We start from the raw sequence: 20,021 nt of genomic DNA on the forward strand, positions 1-20,021 counted from the left end.
CGCAGGTCAAGGAGGCTGATAACCATGGGACCGTTGCTCGTCGTGCTACTGCTGGCGCTGCTGCTGTTCGGGATCGGGTTCGCCGTGAAGATCCTCTGGTGGGTCGCGGTGGTCGTACTTGTGCTGTGGCTGCTCGGATTCCTGATCCGGCCGGGGTCCGGCTCCGGGAGGGGCCGCTGGTACCGGTGGTGAGACGCGCGCGAGCCGGCTGCCTCGCACCTGGCCCGCGCGTCACGGTGGGCCGCTCCGATCGACCCGGGGCGGCCCACTGCCCTGTCCGGGCCCGGCGCGCGGGCTACGTCTGCGCGGGCGCGCCCGTCCACTGCGTGCGGTAGTCGGGGTGGGCCGCCCACTCCGCGGCCAGCGCCACCAGGATCTGCGCGACGACCAGTTCGCCGTCGCGGGCGCCGGGCCCGGGCGCCGTCCGCTCGAGGTGCCGTTCGCACCGGTCGAGGATCGCCTGCTTGGCCGCTACCGCCCGCACCACCCGGTCCGGGTCGTGGTGCGCGGCGTGCCCGGCCGCCGGCGCGCCCATCTCGAACGCGGCACCGGAGCCGACGACCAGGCGCGGCCCGTCGGCCGTCCACCGCCCGCCGTCCGCCGCGCCGCCCCACGCGCAGGCCAGATCCTCCGCCATGCGGGCACGCACGAAGGCCGTCAACTCCTCGATCACGGCGTCCCCTTCCACCCGGCCGCACGCCCCGGCCCTGCCGGCCGCCCCGGCGTCCTGGCATCGTACGGGCCCGCGCCCGGCGGCGGTGGGGGTGGTCCTTCAGGTGCGGCGGGCGGCGGCCGAGCCGTCGGGCGCGCGCTCCTCGTGCGGCTCGGCGACGTCGAAGGGCACGATCGTGGCGACCACGTCCGGCAGCCGGCCGACCGCGCGGGCGATGTGGTCGGCGGTACGGCGGTGCAGGAGGCGGCCGAGCACCGGGGAGTAGTTGCGCTCGGGGATGAGCAGGGTCACCTGCGCCCGCTGCTCGCGGACCCGGCGGTCGACCAGTTCCAGGACCGCGCGGCTGATCCGGCGGTCGGGGCACTCCACCATCTCCAGCGGCAGGTCGCCCACCTCGGTGCGGTTCCATTGCGCCGCGAGCCGCTTGGCCTCCTGGGCGTCCACCATGACGTGCACCGCGCGGATCTCGGCCGGGCGCAGCGCGCGGGCGTACCGGATGGCTTTGATCACCGCCAGGTCCACCCGGTCCACCAGGAGGTACATCACCTGGGTGCTGGCCCCCGGCAGCGTGGCGTCGGCGGGCGCGGCCGCCAGCGCGGCGGCCTCCTCGCGGTAGCGCTGGTTCACCTTGATCAGCGCCCACACGCCCAGCGGGAAGACCAGCACCACCACCCACGCGCCCTCGGTGAACTTGGTGACCGCGAAGATCAGGGCGACCAGCAGCGACACCCCGCAGGCCAGCCCGTTGAGCGCGAGCTTCGCCCGCCACCGGCCGTCGCGGGCCCGCCAGTGGTGCCGGACCAGGCCCGCGCCGGCCATGGTGAAGCCGGAGAACACGCCGATCGCGTACAGCCCGACGAGCGAGTTGAGGCTGCCCTTGGTGGCGAACAGCAGCGCCAGCGACACCACGGTCAGCACGATGATGCCGTTGGAGAACGCCAACCGGTGCCCGCGCCGGGTGAGTTGGCGCGGCAGGAAGGAGTCCTCGGCCACGAAGCTGGCCAGGAACGGGAAGCCGTTGAAGGAGGTGTTCGCGCCCATGTACAGGATCAGCGCGGTCGCCAGCTGCACGAAGACCAGGCCCGCGGTGCCGTACCAGCTGTCGCCGAAGGCCCAACTCGCCTCCTGCGACACGACGGTGGGGGTCTGCGCGACGTACGGCGTGGCGTGGGTGATGTGCGCGAGCAGCGACACCCCGAGCACGCCGGTGCCCAGGATGCAGGACATCGCGACCATGGTGCGGCGGGCGTTGGGGCCCTGCGGGGCGCGGAAGACGCTCACCCCGTTGGAGATCGCCTCCAGGCCGGTCAGCGAGGAGCCGCCGTTGGCGAAGGCGCGCAGCAGGATCAGCAGCGAGGCGCCGTAGAAGAAGCCGTGGGTGTCGCCGCCCAGGCCCACCATGCCCGGGGTGTGCACGTCGATCCGGGAGTGGTCGCCCAGCAGGAAGCGGGTGAAGCCGGTGACGATCAGCAGCGCCATCGCGCTCATGAACAGGTAGGCGGGCAGCGCGAAGGAGCGGCCCGCCTCGCGGATGCCGCGCAGGTTGCCCCAGCACAGCAGCAGCACCACCCCGACGGTGATGAACAGCTTGTTGTCGTCCAGCGCGGTCAGCCGGGCGTCGCCCCACAGCAGGTGGATCAGCGAGACCAGCGCGTCGGTGCCGGCCGCCGCCTGCACCGCGACGGTGACGATGTAGTCGATCAGCAGCGCGACCGCCGCGACCTGGGCGACCCGCGGCCCGAAGTTCTCCCGCGCCACCACGTAGGACCCGCCGGCCCGGGTGTAGGCCATGACCACGTCGCGGTAGGAGAGGGTGAGCAGCAGCAGGACGCACAGGATCGCGGCGGTCAGGGGTATCAGCGCGGTGAACGCGGCGACCCCGATCGCCGGGATCAGCACCACGAGCATCTGCTCCGAGCCGTAGGCCATCGAGGAGATGCAGTCCGAGGCGAGCACGCCCAGCGCGATCGGGTTGGACAGCCGCTCGGCCGTGAGCTGCTCCGTGACGAGCGGCGTGCCCAGCAGGTGCTTCTTCACCCGGTACCCGGGGCTCTCGGGGAGCGCGGCAGCCGGGGGCCGGGCGGGGGACGACAGCATGGGCGGTCCGTTCGGAAAGGAGTGCGGGCCCTTCTATGAGACGGCACGCAGTCCGGGCGAACCGGACATCCAGGGCGGCGGGCGCGGGATCTTAGCGCGTCCTTAACGCCTTTCCCTCTGGTGCCTTGGCGCGACCCCTTCCCCGTACCGCCCCGCGGGGGGCCGCGGCCGCGCCACCGCTGGTGGGAGGCGTTGCGGCGGCCTTCGGCGGCCTATGCTCAAGGGTGTCCGCGGAGCTTCGCGGCGGGCGCAGTGGTGGGTGCTGCTCGCGGGCGGAGTCCGTGGGCGCGGTTCGCGGGCGGAGCCCGTGGAGAGGGAGAGGCAGCGGTGGGCACGTCGCACGGCGGCAGTCTGCGGATCTACCTCGGCGCCGCGCCGGGGGTCGGCAAGACCTACGCCATGCTCGGCGAGGCACACCGCCGGATCGCCCGCGGCACCGACGTCGTGGCCGCCTACGTCGAGGACCACGCCCGGCCGCGCACCCGCGAGCTGCTGGCCGGCCTGGAGACCGTGCCGCGCCGCCATGTCACCCACCGCGGCGCGCAGTTCACCGAGATGGACCTCGACGCGGTGCTCGCCCGCCGCCCCAAGGTCGCGCTGGTCGACGAACTGGCCCACACCAATGTGCCCGGCAGCCGCCACGCCAAGCGCTGGCAGGACGTCGAGGAGCTGCTGCGGGCCGGCATCGACGTCGTCTCCACCGTCAACATCCAGCACCTGGAGTCCCTCGGCGACGTGGTGGAGGGCATCACCGGGGTGCGGCAGCAGGAGACCGTGCCCGACGAGGTGGTCCGGCGCGCCGCGCAGATCCACCTGGTCGACATGGACCCCGACGCCCTGCGCCGCCGCCTCGCGCACGGCAACGTCTACACCCCCGACCGGGTCGACGCCGCCCTCTCGCACTACTTCCGGCCCGGCAACCTCACCGCGCTGCGTGAACTGGCGCTGCTGTGGACCGCCGACCGCGTCGACGAGTACCTGCTGCGCTACCGCGCCGAGCACGGCATCGCCGCGACCTGGCAGACCCGCGAGCGCATCGTGGTCGGCCTGACCGGCGGGCCCGAGGGCGCCACCCTCATCCGGCGCGCCGCCCGGATCGCCGCCAAGGGCTCCGGCAGCGAACTGCTCGCGGTGCACGTCGTCCGCTCCGACGGCCTGGCCGGACCGGCCGCCGGCGACCTCGCCGGGCAGCGGCGGCTGGTGGAGGACCTGGGCGGCAGCTACCACTCCGTGGTCGGCGCCGACATCCCCGCCGCGCTGCTGGACTTCGCCCGAGGGGTGGACGCCACGCAGGTCGTGCTCGGCTCCAGCCGCCGCAAGGCGTGGCAGTACGTCCTCGGGCCCGGCGTCGGCGCGACCGTCGCCCGCGAGTCCGGCGACATCGACGTGCACATCGTCACCCACGAGCACGTGGCCGGCGGGCGGCCCCGGCTGCCCGGGCGGCTGCCGATCGGCCTGGGCCGGGCCCGCGCGGTCGGCGGCTGGCTGATCGGCGTCGGCGGCCCGCCGCTGCTCACCCTGCTGCTGCGGGCCGGCACCGGCACCCCCGGGCTCACCACGCCGCTGCTGCTCTTCCTCGCGCTCACCGTCGCCGCCGCCCTCGTCGGCGGGGTCTTCCCGGCGATCGCGGCGGCCCTGGTCGGCTCGCTCCTGCTCAACTACTACTTCGCGCCGCCCACCCACACCTTCACCATCTCCGACCCGCAGAACCTGCTCGCGCTGGCGATCTTCGTCGCCGTCGGCATCTCGGTCGCCTCCGTCGTCGACCTCGCGGCGCGCCGCGCCCAGCAGGCGGCCCGCAGCCGCGCGGAGACGGAGATCCTGGGGTACCTCGCGGGGGCTGTGCTGCGCGGGGAGGACGGCACCGACAGCATCACCGCGCTGCTGGACCGGGTCCGGGAGACCTTCGCGATGGAGTCGGCGGCGCTGCTGGAGTTCACCGCGGGCCCGGACGCGGGCGGGCCGCCCGCAGGAGAGCCCGGCGAGGGCGAGGGCGAGGGTGACGGCAAGGGCGAGAGTGACGGCAAGGGCGACGGTGGCGGTCGCGGTGCCGGTGACGGCGGCGGGGCGGGCGACGGCGGAACGACGGGTGACGGGGGCGAGGCGGCCGGGGGCTGGAGCACCGCGGCCTCGGTGGGGCCGCACCCGGCGCTGGAACCCGAAGCCGCCGACGTCGAAGTCCCGGCCGGGGAGCGGCTGGTGCTGGCGCTGAACGGCCGGGTGCTGCCCGCCGAGGACCGCCGGGTGCTGGTCGCGTTCGCCGCGCAGACCGCCGCGCTGCTGGAGCGGCGGCGGCTGGCCGAGCAGGCCGCCCGGGCCCGCCGCCTCGCCGAGGGCAACCGCATCCGCACCGCGCTGCTCGCCGCCGTCTCCCACGACCTGCGCACCCCGCTCGCCGGGATCAAGGCCGCGGTCACCTCGCTGCGCTCCGACGAGGTCGACTGGAGCGAGGAGGACGAGGCGGAGCTGCTCGCGGGCATCGAGACCGGCGCCGACCGCCTCAACCACCTCATCGGCAACCTCCTCGACATGAGCCGGCTGCGCACCGGCGCCGTCCACGCGCTGCTGCGCGAGGTCGCGCTGGAGGAGGTGGTGCCTGCCGCGCTCGCCGACGTACCCGCCGACGCCGTACGCCTGGAGCTGCCCGAGGCGCTGCCGCTGGTGCGGGTGGACACCGGGCTGCTGGAGCGGGCGGTCGCCAACGTGGTGGAGAACGCCGTCAAGTACAGCCCGCCCGGGCGGCCCGTGGTGATCCGGGCCGACCCGCTCGCCCTGCCGGACGGCACCCGGGTCGAGGTGCGGGTGATCGACCGCGGGCCCGGCGTACCGGAGGAGGCGAAGGACCTGGTCTTCGAGCCCTTCCAGCGCTACGGCGACGCGCCCACCGCCGGGACCGGCGTCGGCCTCGGCCTGGCCGTCGCCCGCGGCTTCACCGAGGCCACCGGCGGCACCCTCACCGCCGAGGACACCCCCGGGGGCGGCCTGAGCATGGTCTTCACGCTGCCCACCGCCCCCGGGCCGGCCCCGGCCCCCGAGCTGCGAGAGGCGGCGCCGGAACGATGACACGGGTCCTGGTGGTCGACGACGAACCCCAGCTGGTCCGGGCGCTGGTGATCAACCTCCGCGCCCGGCACTACGAGGTGGACGCCGCCCCCGACGGCACGGGCGCGCTGCGGCTGGCCGCCGCCCACAACCCCGACGTGGTGCTGCTCGACCTGAGCCTGCCCGACATGGACGGCGCCGACGTGATCCGCGGCCTGCGCGGCTGGACCCGGGTGCCGATCATCGTGCTGTCGGCCCGGCACGCCTCCAAGGAGAAGGTCCAAGCGCTCGACGCGGGCGCCGACGACTACGTCACCAAGCCCTTCGGCATGGACGAGCTGCTGGCCCGGCTGCGCGCCGCGGTCCGCCGCGCCGAACCCGGGACCAGCACGGGCGCCGACGACCAGGCGGTGGTGGCCACCGACGCCTTCACCGTGGACCTGGCGGCGAAGAAGGTGCACACCGCCGCGGGCGCCGACGTACGGCTGACGCCCACCGAGTGGCACCTGCTGGAGGTCCTGGTCCGCAACCCCGGGCGGCTGGTCACGCAGACCCAGCTCCTCCAGGAGGTCTGGGGCCCCTCCTACCGCTCCGAGACCAACTACCTGCGCGTCTACCTCGCCCAGCTGCGCCGCAAACTCGAACCCGACCCGTCCCGCCCCCGCCACCTCATCACCGAACCGGGCATGGGCTACCGCTTCGAACCGTGACGTCCCAACTGCCGTGCTCGCGCGCCCGTCAGTAGTACTGCTTGAGGCCGCGGACCCGCTGGGGCCAGGAGAGTTCGACGCCGTGGGCGGTCAGCAGGCGCTGGAAGTCGGCGAGACGGTCGGGGCGGGCGCGGACCTGGCGCGGCCGCAGCCCGGTGTCCAGGCAGTGGGCGGCGAGGGCGCCCGCGGCCTCGCCGATGTTCCACTCCACGGGGTGGAGCCGGTAGCAGCCGTTGGTGATGTGGGTGGTGCCGATGTTCTTGGCCGCGGGCAGGAGGTTGTCGACGCGGACCGGGAGGAGGGCGCCGAGCGGGATCTGGAACGGCCAGGTCTCTATGTCGACGAAGGTACGCGGCCCGCGGGTGCCGCCGGTGCTCGGGTGGAGGTCGATCCGGTAGGAGCCGATGCCGACGGTGTCGGCGAACTCCGCGGCGAACTCGCCCTCGCGCACGTGGGGTTCGCGGGCCTGGGTGCCGACGTGGAGCTCGGTGACGGTGAACTCCGCCCGGATGCGCCGTGCTTCGCGGATGTAGGGCGCCTTGGCGAAGCCGTCCTGGGTGCCGAGCACGTCCGGGCGCAGCCGCAGCCCCGGAAAGCCGGTGCCGCCCTGGGAGTTGGGCGCGTCGGTCTGCATCCAGTACAGGAACGACCGGCTGAGACCGCGCGCGGCGGCGAGGTGGCGGTCGCGCTCCTCGGGCAGCACCCCGACGATCGGGCCGAGCCAGTAGTCAATGTGGGCCCAGTTGACGAGCGTGACGTCGCCGATCCCGGCGGACTCCGCGAAGTGCGCCCGGGCCAGCACCCGACGGAAGTCCCACAGCCCGAAGCCGTCGGGGCGTCCGCTGGTGTCCACGAAGAGCGCCCGGCGGTACTCGCTGAGGTCCCACGGGTCGACCTCGGCCCAGCCCAGCTGCGGACCGGGCCAGAAGGCGGCGCGGTGGTCGCGCCAGAAGGCGTACTCGGCCGGCCGGTCGATGGTGTGGTCCTCGCCGGGCCGGTGCTCCAGCGCGAAGCACCAGCTCACCGCCTGCTGGTCGAGCGGTTCGGCGGCGCCGTCGAGGGCGTGCGGCTCGCCGGTCTCGGCCGCCGACTCCGCCCCGGTGACGTGCTCCACCTTGCCCAGCTCCAGCAGGTCCCCCAGCTCGGTGGCGTCGATGGTGTACGGGGCGGCGATCTCGACCTCCTGCCCGGCGGCGTCCCGCAGCGTCACCGAGGAGATCCGGTCCCCGTCGTGCCCGACGGCGACCGGTTCGTGGCGGGTGAGCAGCCGGATGCGGCCGGCCGCGCGGTAGGGGGCGAGCATCTCCTCCAGCACGGCCACCGCGACCCGCGGCTCGTGGCACAGCCGACTGACCCGGCCCGCACCGGGGTTGAGCCGCTCGTCGGCGCGGGCGGCCGCGGTGAGCGGGTAGTTGCGCCGGTAGTAGGCGCGCACTTTGTCGCGCAGCGTCCGGTAGCCGCGGGTGCAGCCGAACTCCTCGATCCACGGGTGCTCGTCGGGCGGCACCCCCTGCGTGGTCAGCTGGCCCCCGATCCAGTCGGTGGCCTCGGTCAGCACGACGGTACGGCCGTGCCGCGCGGCGGCGAGAGCGGCGGCGACCCCGCCGAGCCCGCTGCCGACCACCAGCACGTCACATCGGTCTTCGCGCATGGGACTCCTCGAATCAGCGGGGTGGGGCGGGGCGAGGCGGAGGGACGAGCGGAGCGGCGGTCGGGCCGTACTGGGCGGCCCGCGGCCCGCGGCCTGTGCGGACCGGTGGGCGGCAGGAGCGGCGGGTGGTCAGCGGGCGGGCGGTGCCTTGAGGGTCTGGCCGGGGCGCGTCCCGCAGGTCGCCACGGCCCGCCGCGGCGCGGTGTCCTGCGGCCTGGCCAGCAGGTCCGCCAGGAGGCGCACCGCCTGCCCGCCCATCTCCCGGCGGGGCGTGAGCAGCGAGGTGATCGTCGGGTCGTCCGGGCGGCTGCCGGCGAAGTCGCCGAGCGCGACGACCGACAGGTCCTCCGGCACCCGCAGCCCCAGCCCGATGGCCCCGGAGCGCACACTCGCGGCGTGGTTGGAGTCGTCGGTCACCACGCAGGTGACGCCCTGGTCGGCGAGGGTGGCCAGCAGGTCGGTGGCCACCGCGTCGGGTTCGACCAGGTGCACCGCGCCGGACTCCACCCCGGCGTGGCCGCGGCACGCCTCGAAGTACCCGGTCTCGCGCTCCAGCACGGCTTCGGAGGCGACCGTGCTGCGCAGCAGGGCCAGCCGGCGGTGGCCGAGCCCGGCGCACCGCTCCACCAGCCCGCGGGTGGCCGCGGCGTAGTCGGCGGTGACGTAGGACATCTCCCCGGAACTCAGCTCCCGGCGGCCGATGTAGACGAAGGGGAAGCCGGAAGCGACGAGTGCGGACAACTCCTCGCGGTCCTCGTCCTGGCCGAGCAGGACCGCGCCGTCGGTGACCTGGAGGGTGTTGACGCCGTCCTTGAAGATCGCCCGGCGGCGGCCGCCGTCCTGCCCGCGGCCGCGCGACCCGGTGAACAGCAGCAGGTGGCAGTCGAGTTCCTCGGCCGCCTCCTCGATCCCGGTCAGCGAGTCGTGGAAGAAGCTCAGCCGGTCGGTGGGGAAGACCGCCTCGTAGGTGAACACGCCCACGATGTTGTTGCGGCCCCCCGCGAGGCTGCGCGCGGCCAGGTTGGGGGAGTAGCCGAGTTTGCGGACCGCCTCCCACACCCGCCGCACGGTCGGCTCGCTGGCGCGCACCGCGCCGTCGTGCCGCCCGTTGACCACGGCGGACACCACCGACGGCGACACCTCGGCGAGCCGCGCGACGTCGGCCTGGGTGGGCCGGCGCGGCGATCGGGGGTTACCCATGGGCCATGTCCCTCTCTCGTCGTCCGGGCGCGGAACCCGACCGCGATGATAATGCGCATCATCAGAGGTCCCGCCATCCCGGCGTTGCTTCCACCTCCGTCGCGCCTGCACGAAAGTGTGACGTCATCGTACACGCTTGTTGACACCTGTGGAGCGCTGCTCATACCTTGAGCGCGCCGTTGATGTAGCGCATCATCACGCCGTTCTTCGACGGGCCGACCCATTCGGGAAGAGGTGACAGCAGTGAGCGGACCGGGCAACGACCCCCGCGATCTGGAAGGCGTCAGCAGACGCCGGGTACTGGGCATGGCCGGTGCGGCCGCAGGCGCGGCCCTGGGCACGGGCGCCCTCACGGCCTGCTCGGCCAGGACCGGCAGCCAGGTGCCGCACGGCGACGTGAAGGACCTGCGACTGCCCACGCAGGCGACCCCGAGCCCGGTGCCCGGGCAGGTGGTCAGCCGCACCGCGGGCGTACCGGCGGCCTTCACCCGCTACCCGCAGCCGTACCGGAGCGTCAGCGGGACCCCCGGCCGCGGCGGTACCGTCACGACGTTCCAGGTGACGTACACCCCGCCGCCGCCCGCGGACAACCGGTGGGCCGACGAGCTGGACAAGCGGCTCGGCGTGCACATCAAGCCGACCCTGGTCTCACCGGCCGACCTCGCGCAGAAGACCGCGACCGTCATCGCCGGCGGCGACATCCCCGACCTGTTCTACCTCAACACCGCCACCGGGCAGGCCCCCGCCGCCGCGCAGTCCGTGCTCCAGGGCGCCTTCACCGACCTGACCGACTACCTGTCGAGCGACGCCGTCCGCGACTACCCCAACCTCGCGCTCTTCCCGTCCTACGCCTGGCGGAACTCCTCGGTCGAGGGCCGCATCTACGGGGTGCCGCGCCCCGAACCACTGCTCCAGAGCGGCATCCCGACACTCCGGCTGGACTGGATGCGCAAGCTCGGCATGACCGCGCAGCCCGCGAACGCCGACGAGATGTTCGCCATGCTCACCGGCTTCAGCGGCAAGGACCCCAACGGGAACGGCAAGAAGGACACCTGGGCGCTGTCCTCGCTCCAGGTCTACTGGCAGTCCACGCCGATCCTCAACATGTTCGGCGTGCCCAACAACTGGCGGCTGGCCAAGGACGGCACCCTCACCAAGGACATCGAGACCGACGAGTTCGAGGCCGCCACGGAGTTCATCGTCAAGCTGTGGAAGGCCGGCGCCTTCCACCCGGGCGCCGCCGCCAACACCTACGACCAGCAGATGGCGCTGTGGAACGCCGGCAAGATCGGCATGTCCGGCGCGGCGCTGAACACCACCTACCTCCCCGACGTGCCGCCGATCCCCGGTGTCCGGAACTGGGCCACCGACCTCGGCCCGCTCATCGCCCCCGGCCACGACGGCGGCACCGCCGCGCTCTACCAGTCCAGCGGCATCTTCGGCATGTTCGCCATCCCCGCGAAGGTCGGCACCTCCGCCAAGGGCAGGGAGCGGGTCAAGGAGCTGCTGCGCATCCTCGACTACCTCGGCGCCCCCTTCGGCAGCGAGGAGAACACCTTCCTCACCTACGGCATCGAGGGCTGGAACTACGACCTGACGCACGGCATCCCGGTGAAGTCCACCAACACCGCCCGCCGCGCGGAACTGGCCGGGCAGTACTTCTGCGAGCCCACCGAGACCGTCCTCTACCTGCCCGGGCCGCCCAACATGTCGGTCACCGCGCAGCAGCAGGCCGAGAAGCTGATCCCGCACACCGTCGCCGACCCGACCGTCAACCTCATCTCGCAGTCCTCGGTGGCCAAGGGCCCCGCGCTCCAGCAGAACCTCAACGACGCATTCGTCGGCATCGTCACCGGGCGCAAACCGCTCAGCGCGCTGAAGCAGCTGCGCAGCCAGTGGGCCGCGCAGGGCGGCGACGCGATCCGCCGGGAATTCCAGCAGTCCCTGGCCAAGAGCCGGTAGGGCGGCCCACGGTGACCGTGCACAGCACCGACCGGCCGGCGGCCGGCGGCGCCCCCGGGCCGCGGCCCGCCCCCAGGCCCCGCACCCGCCGCACCGCCCACCCGGCCGCGGCCAAACGGCCGTTGCGGGTCCGGATCTGGCGCGAGCGGTGGATGTACGCCCTGTTCCTGCCGGGCGTGGTGTTCTTCGTCGTCTTCGCGTACGTGCCGCTGCTCGGCAACGCCGCCGCCTTCCAGGACTACTCGCCCTTCCTGGGCTTCCGCGGCTCGCCGTGGGTGGGCCTCGCCAACTTCCAGGACCTGTTCTCCGACCCGCAGGCGCTCACCGCGATCCGCAACACCCTGGTCATCAGCCTGCTCCAGGTGCTCTTCGCCTTCCCCGCGCCGATCGCGCTCGCCCTGCTGCTCAACAGCCTGGTCTCGCCGCGGATCAAGCGGATCGTCCAGTCGGTCGTCTACCTGCCGCACTTCATCGGCTGGGTGATCGTGATCTCCATCTGGCAGAACGTCCTGGGTGACACCGGCGGCGTCAACCAGCTCCTGTCGCACGTCGGGATGAGCACCTCCCACCTGATGACCGACGCGGGCACGTTCAAGGGCCTGCTCACCGCCCAGGTGATCTGGAAGGAGACCGGCTGGGGCACCATCATCTTCTTCGCCGCGATCTCCACCATCAGCACCGAGCTGTACGAGGCGGCCGTCGTCGACGGCGCCGGACCCTGGCGCCGCACCTGGCACATCACCCTGCCCGGCATCGCCAACGTGATCGCGCTGCTGCTCATCCTGCGGATGGGCGACGTGCTCACCGTCGGCTTCGAGCAGATCATCCTCCAGCAGAACGCGGTGGGCAACGACGCCGCGCAGGTCGTCGACACCTTCGTCTACTACAACGGCGTGCTCGGCGGGAACTGGGGCCTGGCCACCGCCGCCGGGATCTTCAAGGGCGTGGTCGGCACCGTCCTGGTCGTCGTCGCCAACAAGACCGCCAAGCGGTTCGGAACGTCGGGGGTGTTCTAGATGAGCAGCAGGACCGAACGGACCGGCTGGCGGGCCGAACTCCCGGCGTGGCGCGAACGGCCCGCCGCCGCCACCCAGTTGGCCAAGGCGGTGCTGATCGCGCTGATCGTCACGGTGATGCTCTACCCGTTCCTGTACGTGGTCGCGTCCAGCTTCGCCACGCCGGCGGCCGCCGACTCCGGCGGCCTGCTGCCCACCTCCTTCTCGCTGGACGCCTACCGCAGCATCTTCGCCGGCGACGTGGTCACCCGCGCGCTGCTGGTGTCGGTGGGGATCACCCTGGCCGGGACCGCCCTGTCGGTGCTGTTCACGGTGACCACCGCCTACGGGCTGTCCCGCACCAAGGACGTGCCCGGCGCGAAGGCCGCGCTCTACCTGATCCTGCTGACGATGCTCTTCGGCGCCGGGATCATCCCGCAGTATCTGCTGATCAGGAACCTCGGACTGGTCGACTCCTACTGGTCGTTGATCCTGCCGGGCATGGTCAGCGCGTTCAACCTGGTGGTGGTGCGCAACTTCTTCATGGAGATCCCCGCCGAACTCCTGGAGTCCGCGCGCATCGACGGCGCCGGCGAACTGCGCATCCTGCTGCGGATCGTACTGCCGCTGTCCCGGGCGGTGATCGCGGTGATCGCGCTGTTCTACGCCGTCGGCTACTGGAACAACTTCTTCAACGCGATGCTCTACCTCAACGACAGCACCAAGTGGCCCATGCCGCAGGTGCTCAACGAGTACGTCCTCCAGGGCGGGCAGCTGTCCACGGTCACCGACCTGCACCAGGCCGCGCCGCCCTCGCAGACCGTCCAGATGGCCGTGGTGGTCATCGCCACGGTGCCGATCCTCGCCGTGTACCCCTTCGCCCAGCGCTACTTCACGAAGGGAGTCCTCACCGGAGCCATCAAGGGCTGACGCCGCCGCGCGCCGCCCACCGCCCCACCGGAAGGAGCTGCACCATGAACGACCACACCCACGAAGACCGTACGCACGACCGTACGACCGGAACACCCGCCCGCCGACCGATGAGCCGGCGCGCCGCCCTCGGGCTGGCGGCGGGCGCGGGACTCGCCGCGACCGGCGCACTCGCCTCGCCCGCCGCGGCCGCGGCCCGTGCGACCGCCGCGGCCCGCCCCGCCGCGCAGGCCGTGGCGCCCGCCCGCACCGGGGTGCCGCACCTGGGCGCCTACCGGTGGGGGTCGCCGACCGGGCCGGCGAACGTCACCGCCTTCTCCCAGTGGGTGGGCGACCCGGCCGTGTGGGGGCTGGACTTCCTGGCCACCGACACCTGGGACAACATCGCCGACCCCAGCTGGCAGCTGCCCGCCTGGAGCAGCTGGATCGCCGCCGGCACCGGCCGCAACCTGGTGCTGTCGGTCCCGATGCTCGCCGGCGCCTGGGACCTGAGCGGGCCCGTCAAGGGCACCGCCGCGGGCGTGCCGGTGTCGCTCGCGGACGGCGCCGCGGGCGCCTACGACGGATACTTCCAGTCGCTCGCCAAGACCCTCGTCGCCAACGGCCTGGGCAGCGCGTGGCTGCGCGTCGGCTGGGAGTTCAACGGCGGCTGGTACGCCTGGCGGGCCTCCGCCGACCCCGCGCACTGGCCCATCGCCTTCCAGGCGATCGTCGGCTCCATGCGCGGGGTGGCCGGCGCCGACTTCCGCTTCATCTGGAACCCCGCGCTCGGCTACCAGCAGGAGCCCGCCGACCAGCTCTACCCCGGTGACTCCTACGTGGACTTCGTCGGCGTCGACGCCTACGACCAGTCGTGGGCGGCGGGCACCTACCCCTGGGCCGCGGGTTCCACCGCCGCGCAGATCGCCACCGCCCAGCAGACCGCCTGGGACACCGACATCCACGGCGGCGACCACGGCCTCGCCTACTGGAAGACCTTCGCGAGCGACCACGGCAAGTACCTGGTCGTCCCCGAGTGGGGCGTCTGCGACCGCACCGACGGCCACGGCGGGATGGACAACCCCGGCTTCATCCAGAACATGTACGACTTCATGGTCGGCGCGAACGTGCCCTACGCCTCCTACTTCGACGTCAACGCCTCCGACGGGGCACACCAGTTGTCGCCCGGCGTGGACGGCAGCGGCACCCCGATCACGACCGGGTTCCCGCAGTCGGCGGCGAAGTTCCTCGCCCTCTTCGGCGGTCCCGATGCCTGAGCGCGAGCCGGTGGCCGGGATCGGCCGGCGCGGACTCATCGGCGCGGCCGGCGCGGCCGCCGGGCTGGCCGCGCTGTCCGGGATCGCCGCGCCCGCCGCCGGAGCCGCCAGAGCCGTCGGGACCGCCGCCCGTGCCACCACGGCAGCGGCACCGCACGGCCTGCCCCCGGCCCGGCGGGGCCTGGGCGTCTACCACTGGGACCGGCAACCCGGCGCGATCAGCGACTTCGCCGAGTGGATCGACGGCGAGGTCGCCCACGCCGCGGACTTCCTGCTGCGCGACAGCTGGGCGTCGCTGGCCGGCGCCGGGCGGCTGGCGTTCTGGCAGCACACGCCGTGGGCGCGGCGGATGGTGTGGGCCGCCTACCCCTTCCCCGACGGCCAGGGCGACCTGGCGCAGGCCGCCGCCGGCGCGTACGACGGCCACTACGCCGACCTCGCCCGCAACCTCCGCGACGCGGGCATGGGCAACGCGGTGCTCCGCTTCGGCCACGAGTTCAACGGCAACTGGTACCCCTGGTCGCCCCTGCACGACCCGAACGGCACCGCGGCCGGGGAGACCGACTTCGCCGCGGCCTTCCGGCACTTCGCCACCGCCGTGCGCTCGGTGCCCGGCGGGCACTTCACCTTGGTGTGGAACCCGGTCCCGGGCCAGGACGGGGTGGACCTCGCCCGCTGCTACCCCGGCGACGCGTACGTCGACCACGTCGGCGTCGACCTCTACGACCAGGACTGGAACGCCTACACCCCCGGCGTCCCGCCCACCGACGCGCAGCGTGCGCAGGCGTGGCAGGACCTGCGCACCGCCGGTACCTGGAGCCTCGACGCGATCACCGGGCTGGCCGCCGCCCACGGCAAGCCGCTGGCCGTGCCGGAGTGGGGCGTGTGGCAGGACAAGGCCGGGCACGGCGGTGTCGACAACCCCTACTTCGTCCAGCGGATGTACGACTGGATGAACGCCCACGACGTCGCCTGGAACGTGTACTTCAACGTCTACGCCAGCGACGGCAACCACGACCTGTACGACACCTGCCTCTTCCCGGCCGCGTCCGCGCGCTTCCAGCACCTGTGGAACCCGCGCGGGCGGCTGCCCCGCCCCCGGCCGACCGCCACCGGCACCCTCCACCCCTCCGGCGCGCCCGGCCCGACGGCCTACCCGCGCGGCACCGCCGTCGTCGGCGCGCACACCGGCACCTTCACCCAGCCGCCCGGCACCAGGGCCCGGCCCTACGGCGACCCGTGGGCGCGGGAGCGGATGCTCGCCTCCCTCATCCGGGCCGGCGCGGGCGCCGCCCCCGAGGTGGCCTACCCGGGGTCGCCCGCGGCCGCCGCGCTGATGGTGCGCTACCTGTGCCCGGTCGACGGCGACCTGTACGTCTCGGTCTACGTCGACGGCGTGCCGGCCGCCGCGCACGTCCACCTCCCGGCGGTGGACCGGACCCTGCCCGCCCGGTACGCGATGGTCACCGTCCCCGTCGACATCCCCGCCGGCGCCACGGTCGCGCTGCGGATCGACCCGGACGACGACCGCAGCGCGGCCGGCGTCTGGGACTACGTCAACGTGGACACGATCGGCTTCGCCGCGGCGGCCCCCGCCGGCTGAGCCGCCTCCCGCACCGCCTCCCGCCCCGGCCGCCCCCTCACGATCGGACGCCGCCACCGTGCATCTGTTCTCCGTCCCCTGCGGGGACATGACCGCCCGCTACGACCACGACCCGACCTCCGGGGCCGTCGGGCTGACGCTGCTGCCGACCGCCGCCGCGGGCCGCGCGGCGCGGCCGGACGGCGCGGTGGAACCGCTGGTACAGCTGTCGGTCACCGGTGACCGGTCGGTGGACCTGTGGTCCCAGGGCGCGACGCTGCGCAACCGCTCCACGACCCGCGAACTCGCCCTCAGCGCCCACCGGGTGGAGCGGGCCGCGGACGGTGTGACGGTCACCGTGGAACTCGCCGCGCCCGGCGGCCTGCGCGCCGACCACGTGCTGAGGTGGCGCGGCGGCGAGCCCTGCGTCGAGGTCGAGACGGTCGCCGTCAACGGCACCGGCCGCCCGCTCACTCTCCAACTCCTCAGCAGCTTCTGCCTGGACGGCATCCCCGCGGCCGGCGCCCCCGCCGGCACCGTGGTGCACCGGATACGCGGCGGCTGGTCGAGCGAGGGCCGGCTCACCAGCCAGGACCTGGGCGAACTCGGCCTGGAGGGGTGGCCGCGCGAGGCGCTGCGGGTGCTGCGGTACGGCCAGCTCGGCACCATGCCGGTCCGCGACCACGCCCCCTGCGTCGCGGTCGAGGACCGGGCGGCCGGCGCGGTGTGGGGCGCGGCGCTGTGCTGGCCCGGGTCCTGGCAGATCGAGCTGTACCGGCGCGGCGGGCCCCTGTCGGTGGCCGGCGGGCTCGCCGACGGGGACTTCGGGCACTGGCGGAAGACGCTGGCGCCGGGGGAGCGCTTCGCCGCGCCGCGCGCCTGGCTGACGGTGAACCCCCTTGGCGGGGGCGCCGGTTCGGACGCGTCCGGCCGGGACGCGGTGGACGGCTGCTTCCGGCGGCTGGTCGCCATGCAGGACGCGCGCGGCCCGCGCGACCGCGCGGGGGAGTACGAACTGCCCGCCGTCGCCAACGAGTTCGCCACCACCTGGGGTCGCCCCAGCCATGACCGGCTGGTCGCGATGGCCGAACGGCTGGCCGGCACGTCCGTCGCGTACCTGGTGGCGGACGCCGGGTGGTACGCCGGCGGGCACGGCGACTGGGACCGGGTGAAGGAGGACGCCTTCCCAGGCGGGCTCGCGGCGACCGCGAAGGCGGTGGGGGAGCACGGGCTCGCGCTGGGGCTGTGGGTCGAGGCCGAGACGTGCGACGAGAACTCGACCGCCTTCTCCTGCACCGAGCACCTGCTGCACCGCGACGGTGTGCCGGTCACCGCGGGCCGGCGCCGCTTCTGGGACCTGCGGCGGCCGCGCACCGCCGCGCTGCTGCTCGACCGCATCGCCGAACTGGTCGACGCCAACGGCATCGGCTATCTCAAGATCGACTACAACGAACCGCTCGGCGCCGGCTGCGACGGCGCCGAGTCGCCGGGGGAAGGGCTGCGCCGGCAGGTCGCCGCCGCGCTGGACTTCTTCGCCGCGCTGCGGGCCAGGCTGCCGGGCGTGGTGATCGAGAACTGCGCGTCCGGCGGGCACCGGCTGGACCCGGCGAGCATGTCCGTCAGCGACCTCGCGTCCGGCTCCGACGCGATGGAGGGGGCGCACCTGCCGATCGTCGCCGCCGACGCCAACCGGCTGGTGCCCGGGGCCCGTTCGCTGGTGTGGGTGGTGCCGCGGGCCGCGGACACGCCGCGCGAACTGGTCTACAAGCTCGCCGCCGGGCTGCTGGGCCGCTTCTGCCTGTCCGGCGACTTCCTCGCCCTCGACGCCGCGCAGTGGGGGCTCACCGCCGAAGCGCTCGCCCTGTACCGCCTGGCCCGGCCCGCGCTCGCCTCCGGCCGGTGGCGCCGCCACGGTCCGCCGACCGGCGGCTACGGGGCACCGGCCGGCTGGCAGGCCCTGGTCCGTACGACCGCGGACGGCACCGGCGCCCTGGCCGTCCTCCACGCCTTCGCCGATCCCCCCACCACCCCGATCACCGTCCCCCTCCCCCCGGGTGCCCCCTTCGCCCCCGCCGCCGCCCTCCACCACGGCCCGCCGCCCACCGTCGAAGCCGCGACCCTGCGCTGGCACCCCCCGTCCCCCCACTCCGCGACCGCGATCTGGCTCCGCCGCCCCCGGCCCGGCCCTGACGCAAGGGGCCCGGACGGCCGATAGGGTGGGGCGGGTGACAGGCGCAGAGGGCAGTTTTGCGGGTGCGGTCGCCGACTTCGAGACCGCCGTGCGGGCGCGGGACGCGCACGCCTCGGGGGGCGCGTTCGGGCGGCTCCAGGAGATGTTCCAGACGGCGGACGACGGGGAACTGGCCGCTGTGGCACCGCGGTTGGCGGCGCTGGCGCCGGAAGTGCCGCTCGGGCCGCGGTCGGTGGTCGCGGTGGTGGTCGGCGCGGCCGTGGAGCGCGGCGCCGACCCGGCCGCCTGCGCGCCGAACGTCCTCGCCGGGCTCGGCGAAGCGCTCGCCGCCGCCGAGGAGTTCACCGCGCGGTGGGCGGCCACCGGCGGCGGCGACCTGCCCGACCCGCAGCGGACCAACCCCGAGGACGCCGTCTTCGACCGGGTCGGCCAGCCCGCCACCGAGGCGTGGTGGACGCTGCCGCAGTGGGAGATGGCCGCGGTCGCGGTGCTGAACCACAAGGCGGTGCGCCAGGCCGTGCCCGACCGCTCCGCGCTGATCGACGCCGCCGAGCGGCTCGGCGACGCGACCGGGGGCGGCCTGAAGTACCTGCGCTACATGCTCGCCGTCCTCGACGACGAGCCGCTGGTGGTGCTGCACCGCCCGACCGGCACCGGCTACCGGCTGCGGATCAGCGGCCTCGGCGACAACTTCCAGCTGCACACGCTGCTCGCCGCCGAACTCGTCGGCGGCGGCCACCTGCCCGGCGAGGCGCCCGCCGCGCCTGCCGCGGCCGTCTGCCGCGACGCGTCCCCGGGCACGCCCGCACCCGACACCACCGGCTCCTTCGACCTGGCGGCGGCCGACGGCACCGTGATCTGGAACGAGGGCATCCCCGCCGACATCCCGCCGGTGGACGGCGTCCGCGTGCTCGTCCTCGACCCGCCGTCGTACGTCCGCAGCTGGCCTGCCGGGCGGCTCTTCGCCGGAATGCCGGGTGAGGTGGCGCTCGAGGCGGTCCTCCCGCCCGCGGAGGCGGCCGCGTGGCTCGCGCGGACCTCCGAGCGGCCGGCCGCCGAAGTCGGCTGAGCGCACCTTCCGGGGCGCTTGGGGCCTGTCGGGCGATTCGGCACGATCGGCGGTCACCGAAGCGCCCCGGGGCGGCCATACTGGGGTCCAGGCAGGTCCGGTACGGTCTTCCGCCCGGCTGGTGGCGCGGGCGGACGGCCGCCGCCGCACGGGCGTCGCGGGGCGGAACGGAACAAAGGGGACTGGGACAGGAGTGAGGCCGGTGCAGCGCATCAACTTCGACGATCCGGACGTCGGCAAGGACGAGGAACTGCGCGTCGTGTATCGGAACGAACTGTTCACCGGCGAGGTGGAGGAGTTCGCGGGTGAGGCCCGGGTCGCGCTGAGCACCTACCGGGACGGCGTGCCCGACGGCCCGTCCATCGAGTGGTACCCGGATGGCACCCTCCGCTCGAAGGGCTCGCTGCGGATGGGCCAGGTGGTGGGCGAGTTCAAGGACTGGCACCCCAACGGCGTGCTCGCCGTCAGCCGCGTCTTCGACGAGCGCACCACGCTGCTGGAGCACTACGAGTGGGACCGCGAGGGGCTGCCCACCATGACGTGGCGCTTCGCCGACCAGGAGTCCGAGCACTCCGCCTGGTAACGGGGGCCCTGGCAGGGGGCGCCGACACGGTGTGGCGGGCCGCACGCGATCCTGGAGACCCGGAACCCCTCCTCCCGGAA

At 74.1% G+C, this 20,021-nt stretch carries 15 protein-coding genes; 11 read left to right on the forward strand and 4 right to left on the reverse strand.

What is annotated here, in order from left to right; all coding sequences use genetic code 11:
• Nucleotides 1-24: 24 nt before the first annotated feature.
• Complete coding sequence (locus WA788_RS20695; RefSeq protein WP_200823292.1) at nt 25-192, forward strand: hydrophobic protein; 168 nt, start codon at nt 25-27, stop codon at nt 190-192.
• Nucleotides 193-295: 103 nt separating this feature from the next.
• Here WA788_RS20695 and WA788_RS20700 read toward each other — a convergent pair whose 3' ends face one another.
• A complete protein-coding gene (locus WA788_RS20700) occupies nt 296-673 on the reverse strand; it encodes a DUF6221 family protein (RefSeq protein ID WP_335979465.1) in 378 nt (125 codons plus the stop codon).
• Between the two features lie 99 nt (nt 674-772).
• Nucleotides 773-2,770: an APC family permease gene (locus tag WA788_RS20705; protein ID WP_335979467.1), complete on the reverse strand. Its 1,998-nt coding sequence runs from the start codon at nt 2,768-2,770 to the stop codon at nt 773-775.
• A gap of 327 nt (nt 2,771-3,097) precedes the next feature.
• Between WA788_RS20705 and WA788_RS20710 the strand changes: the two genes are divergently transcribed.
• A complete protein-coding gene (locus WA788_RS20710; protein WP_335979469.1) occupies nt 3,098-5,833 on the forward strand; it encodes a DUF4118 domain-containing protein in 2,736 nt (911 codons plus the stop codon).
• Nucleotides 5,830-6,522, forward strand: a complete 693-nt coding sequence (locus tag WA788_RS20715) for a response regulator (RefSeq protein WP_335979470.1) — start codon at nt 5,830-5,832, stop codon at nt 6,520-6,522. Before WA788_RS20710 ends, WA788_RS20715 begins: the two co-directional genes overlap by 4 nt.
• Before the next feature lie 28 nt (nt 6,523-6,550).
• Here WA788_RS20715 and WA788_RS20720 read toward each other — a convergent pair whose 3' ends face one another.
• Nucleotides 6,551-8,173, reverse strand: coding sequence for an FAD-dependent oxidoreductase (locus WA788_RS20720; RefSeq protein ID WP_335979472.1), 1,623 nt, complete (start codon nt 8,171-8,173; stop codon nt 6,551-6,553).
• Between the two features lie 129 nt (nt 8,174-8,302).
• Nucleotides 8,303-9,373, reverse strand: a complete 1,071-nt coding sequence (locus WA788_RS20725; protein WP_335979473.1) for a LacI family DNA-binding transcriptional regulator — start codon at nt 9,371-9,373, stop codon at nt 8,303-8,305.
• Nucleotides 9,374-9,616: 243 nt separating this feature from the next.
• On the opposite strand from WA788_RS20725, the gene WA788_RS20730 reads away from it, so the two are divergent.
• From WA788_RS20730 to WA788_RS20765, 8 genes are all read left to right on the forward strand, one after another.
• Nucleotides 9,617-11,335 (forward strand): extracellular solute-binding protein, encoded by a 1,719-nt coding sequence (locus WA788_RS20730; protein WP_335979474.1) that lies wholly within the window; start codon nt 9,617-9,619, stop codon nt 11,333-11,335.
• Between the two features lie 11 nt (nt 11,336-11,346).
• The gene (locus WA788_RS20735) at nt 11,347-12,351 is read left to right on the forward strand and encodes an ABC transporter permease (protein ID WP_335979476.1); all 1,005 of its coding nucleotides are present in this window, start codon (nt 11,347-11,349) and stop codon (nt 12,349-12,351) included.
• Entirely contained in the window at nt 12,352-13,260 is a 909-nt protein-coding gene (locus WA788_RS20740; protein ID WP_335979477.1) for a carbohydrate ABC transporter permease, read from the forward strand.
• A gap of 44 nt (nt 13,261-13,304) precedes the next feature.
• On the forward strand, nt 13,305-14,516 hold the full coding sequence (locus tag WA788_RS20745) for a glycosyl hydrolase (RefSeq protein ID WP_335979479.1): 1,212 nt from the start codon (nt 13,305-13,307) through the stop codon (nt 14,514-14,516).
• Nucleotides 14,509-16,119 carry a glycoside hydrolase family 26 protein gene (locus WA788_RS20750; protein ID WP_335979480.1) on the forward strand — a complete coding sequence of 537 codons (1,611 nt, stop codon included), beginning with the start codon at nt 14,509-14,511 and terminating at the stop codon, nt 16,117-16,119. The genes WA788_RS20745 and WA788_RS20750 overlap by 8 nt, the downstream gene beginning before the upstream one ends.
• 58 nt (nt 16,120-16,177) lie before the next feature.
• Entirely contained in the window at nt 16,178-18,313 is a 2,136-nt protein-coding gene (locus WA788_RS20755; RefSeq protein WP_335979482.1) for a glycoside hydrolase family 36 protein, read from the forward strand.
• Between the two features lie 10 nt (nt 18,314-18,323).
• Entirely contained in the window at nt 18,324-19,358 is a 1,035-nt protein-coding gene (locus tag WA788_RS20760) for a hypothetical protein (protein WP_335979484.1), read from the forward strand.
• 202 nt (nt 19,359-19,560) lie between these two features.
• Entirely contained in the window at nt 19,561-19,941 is a 381-nt protein-coding gene (locus WA788_RS20765; protein WP_335979487.1) for a toxin-antitoxin system YwqK family antitoxin, read from the forward strand.
• The last annotated feature ends 80 nt before the right edge of the window (nt 19,942-20,021 follow it).

This window comes from Streptomyces sp. CA2R106 (assembly GCF_037034245.1).
In the GTDB taxonomy this organism is placed as follows: Bacteria; Actinomycetota; Actinomycetes; order Streptomycetales; family Streptomycetaceae; genus Actinacidiphila.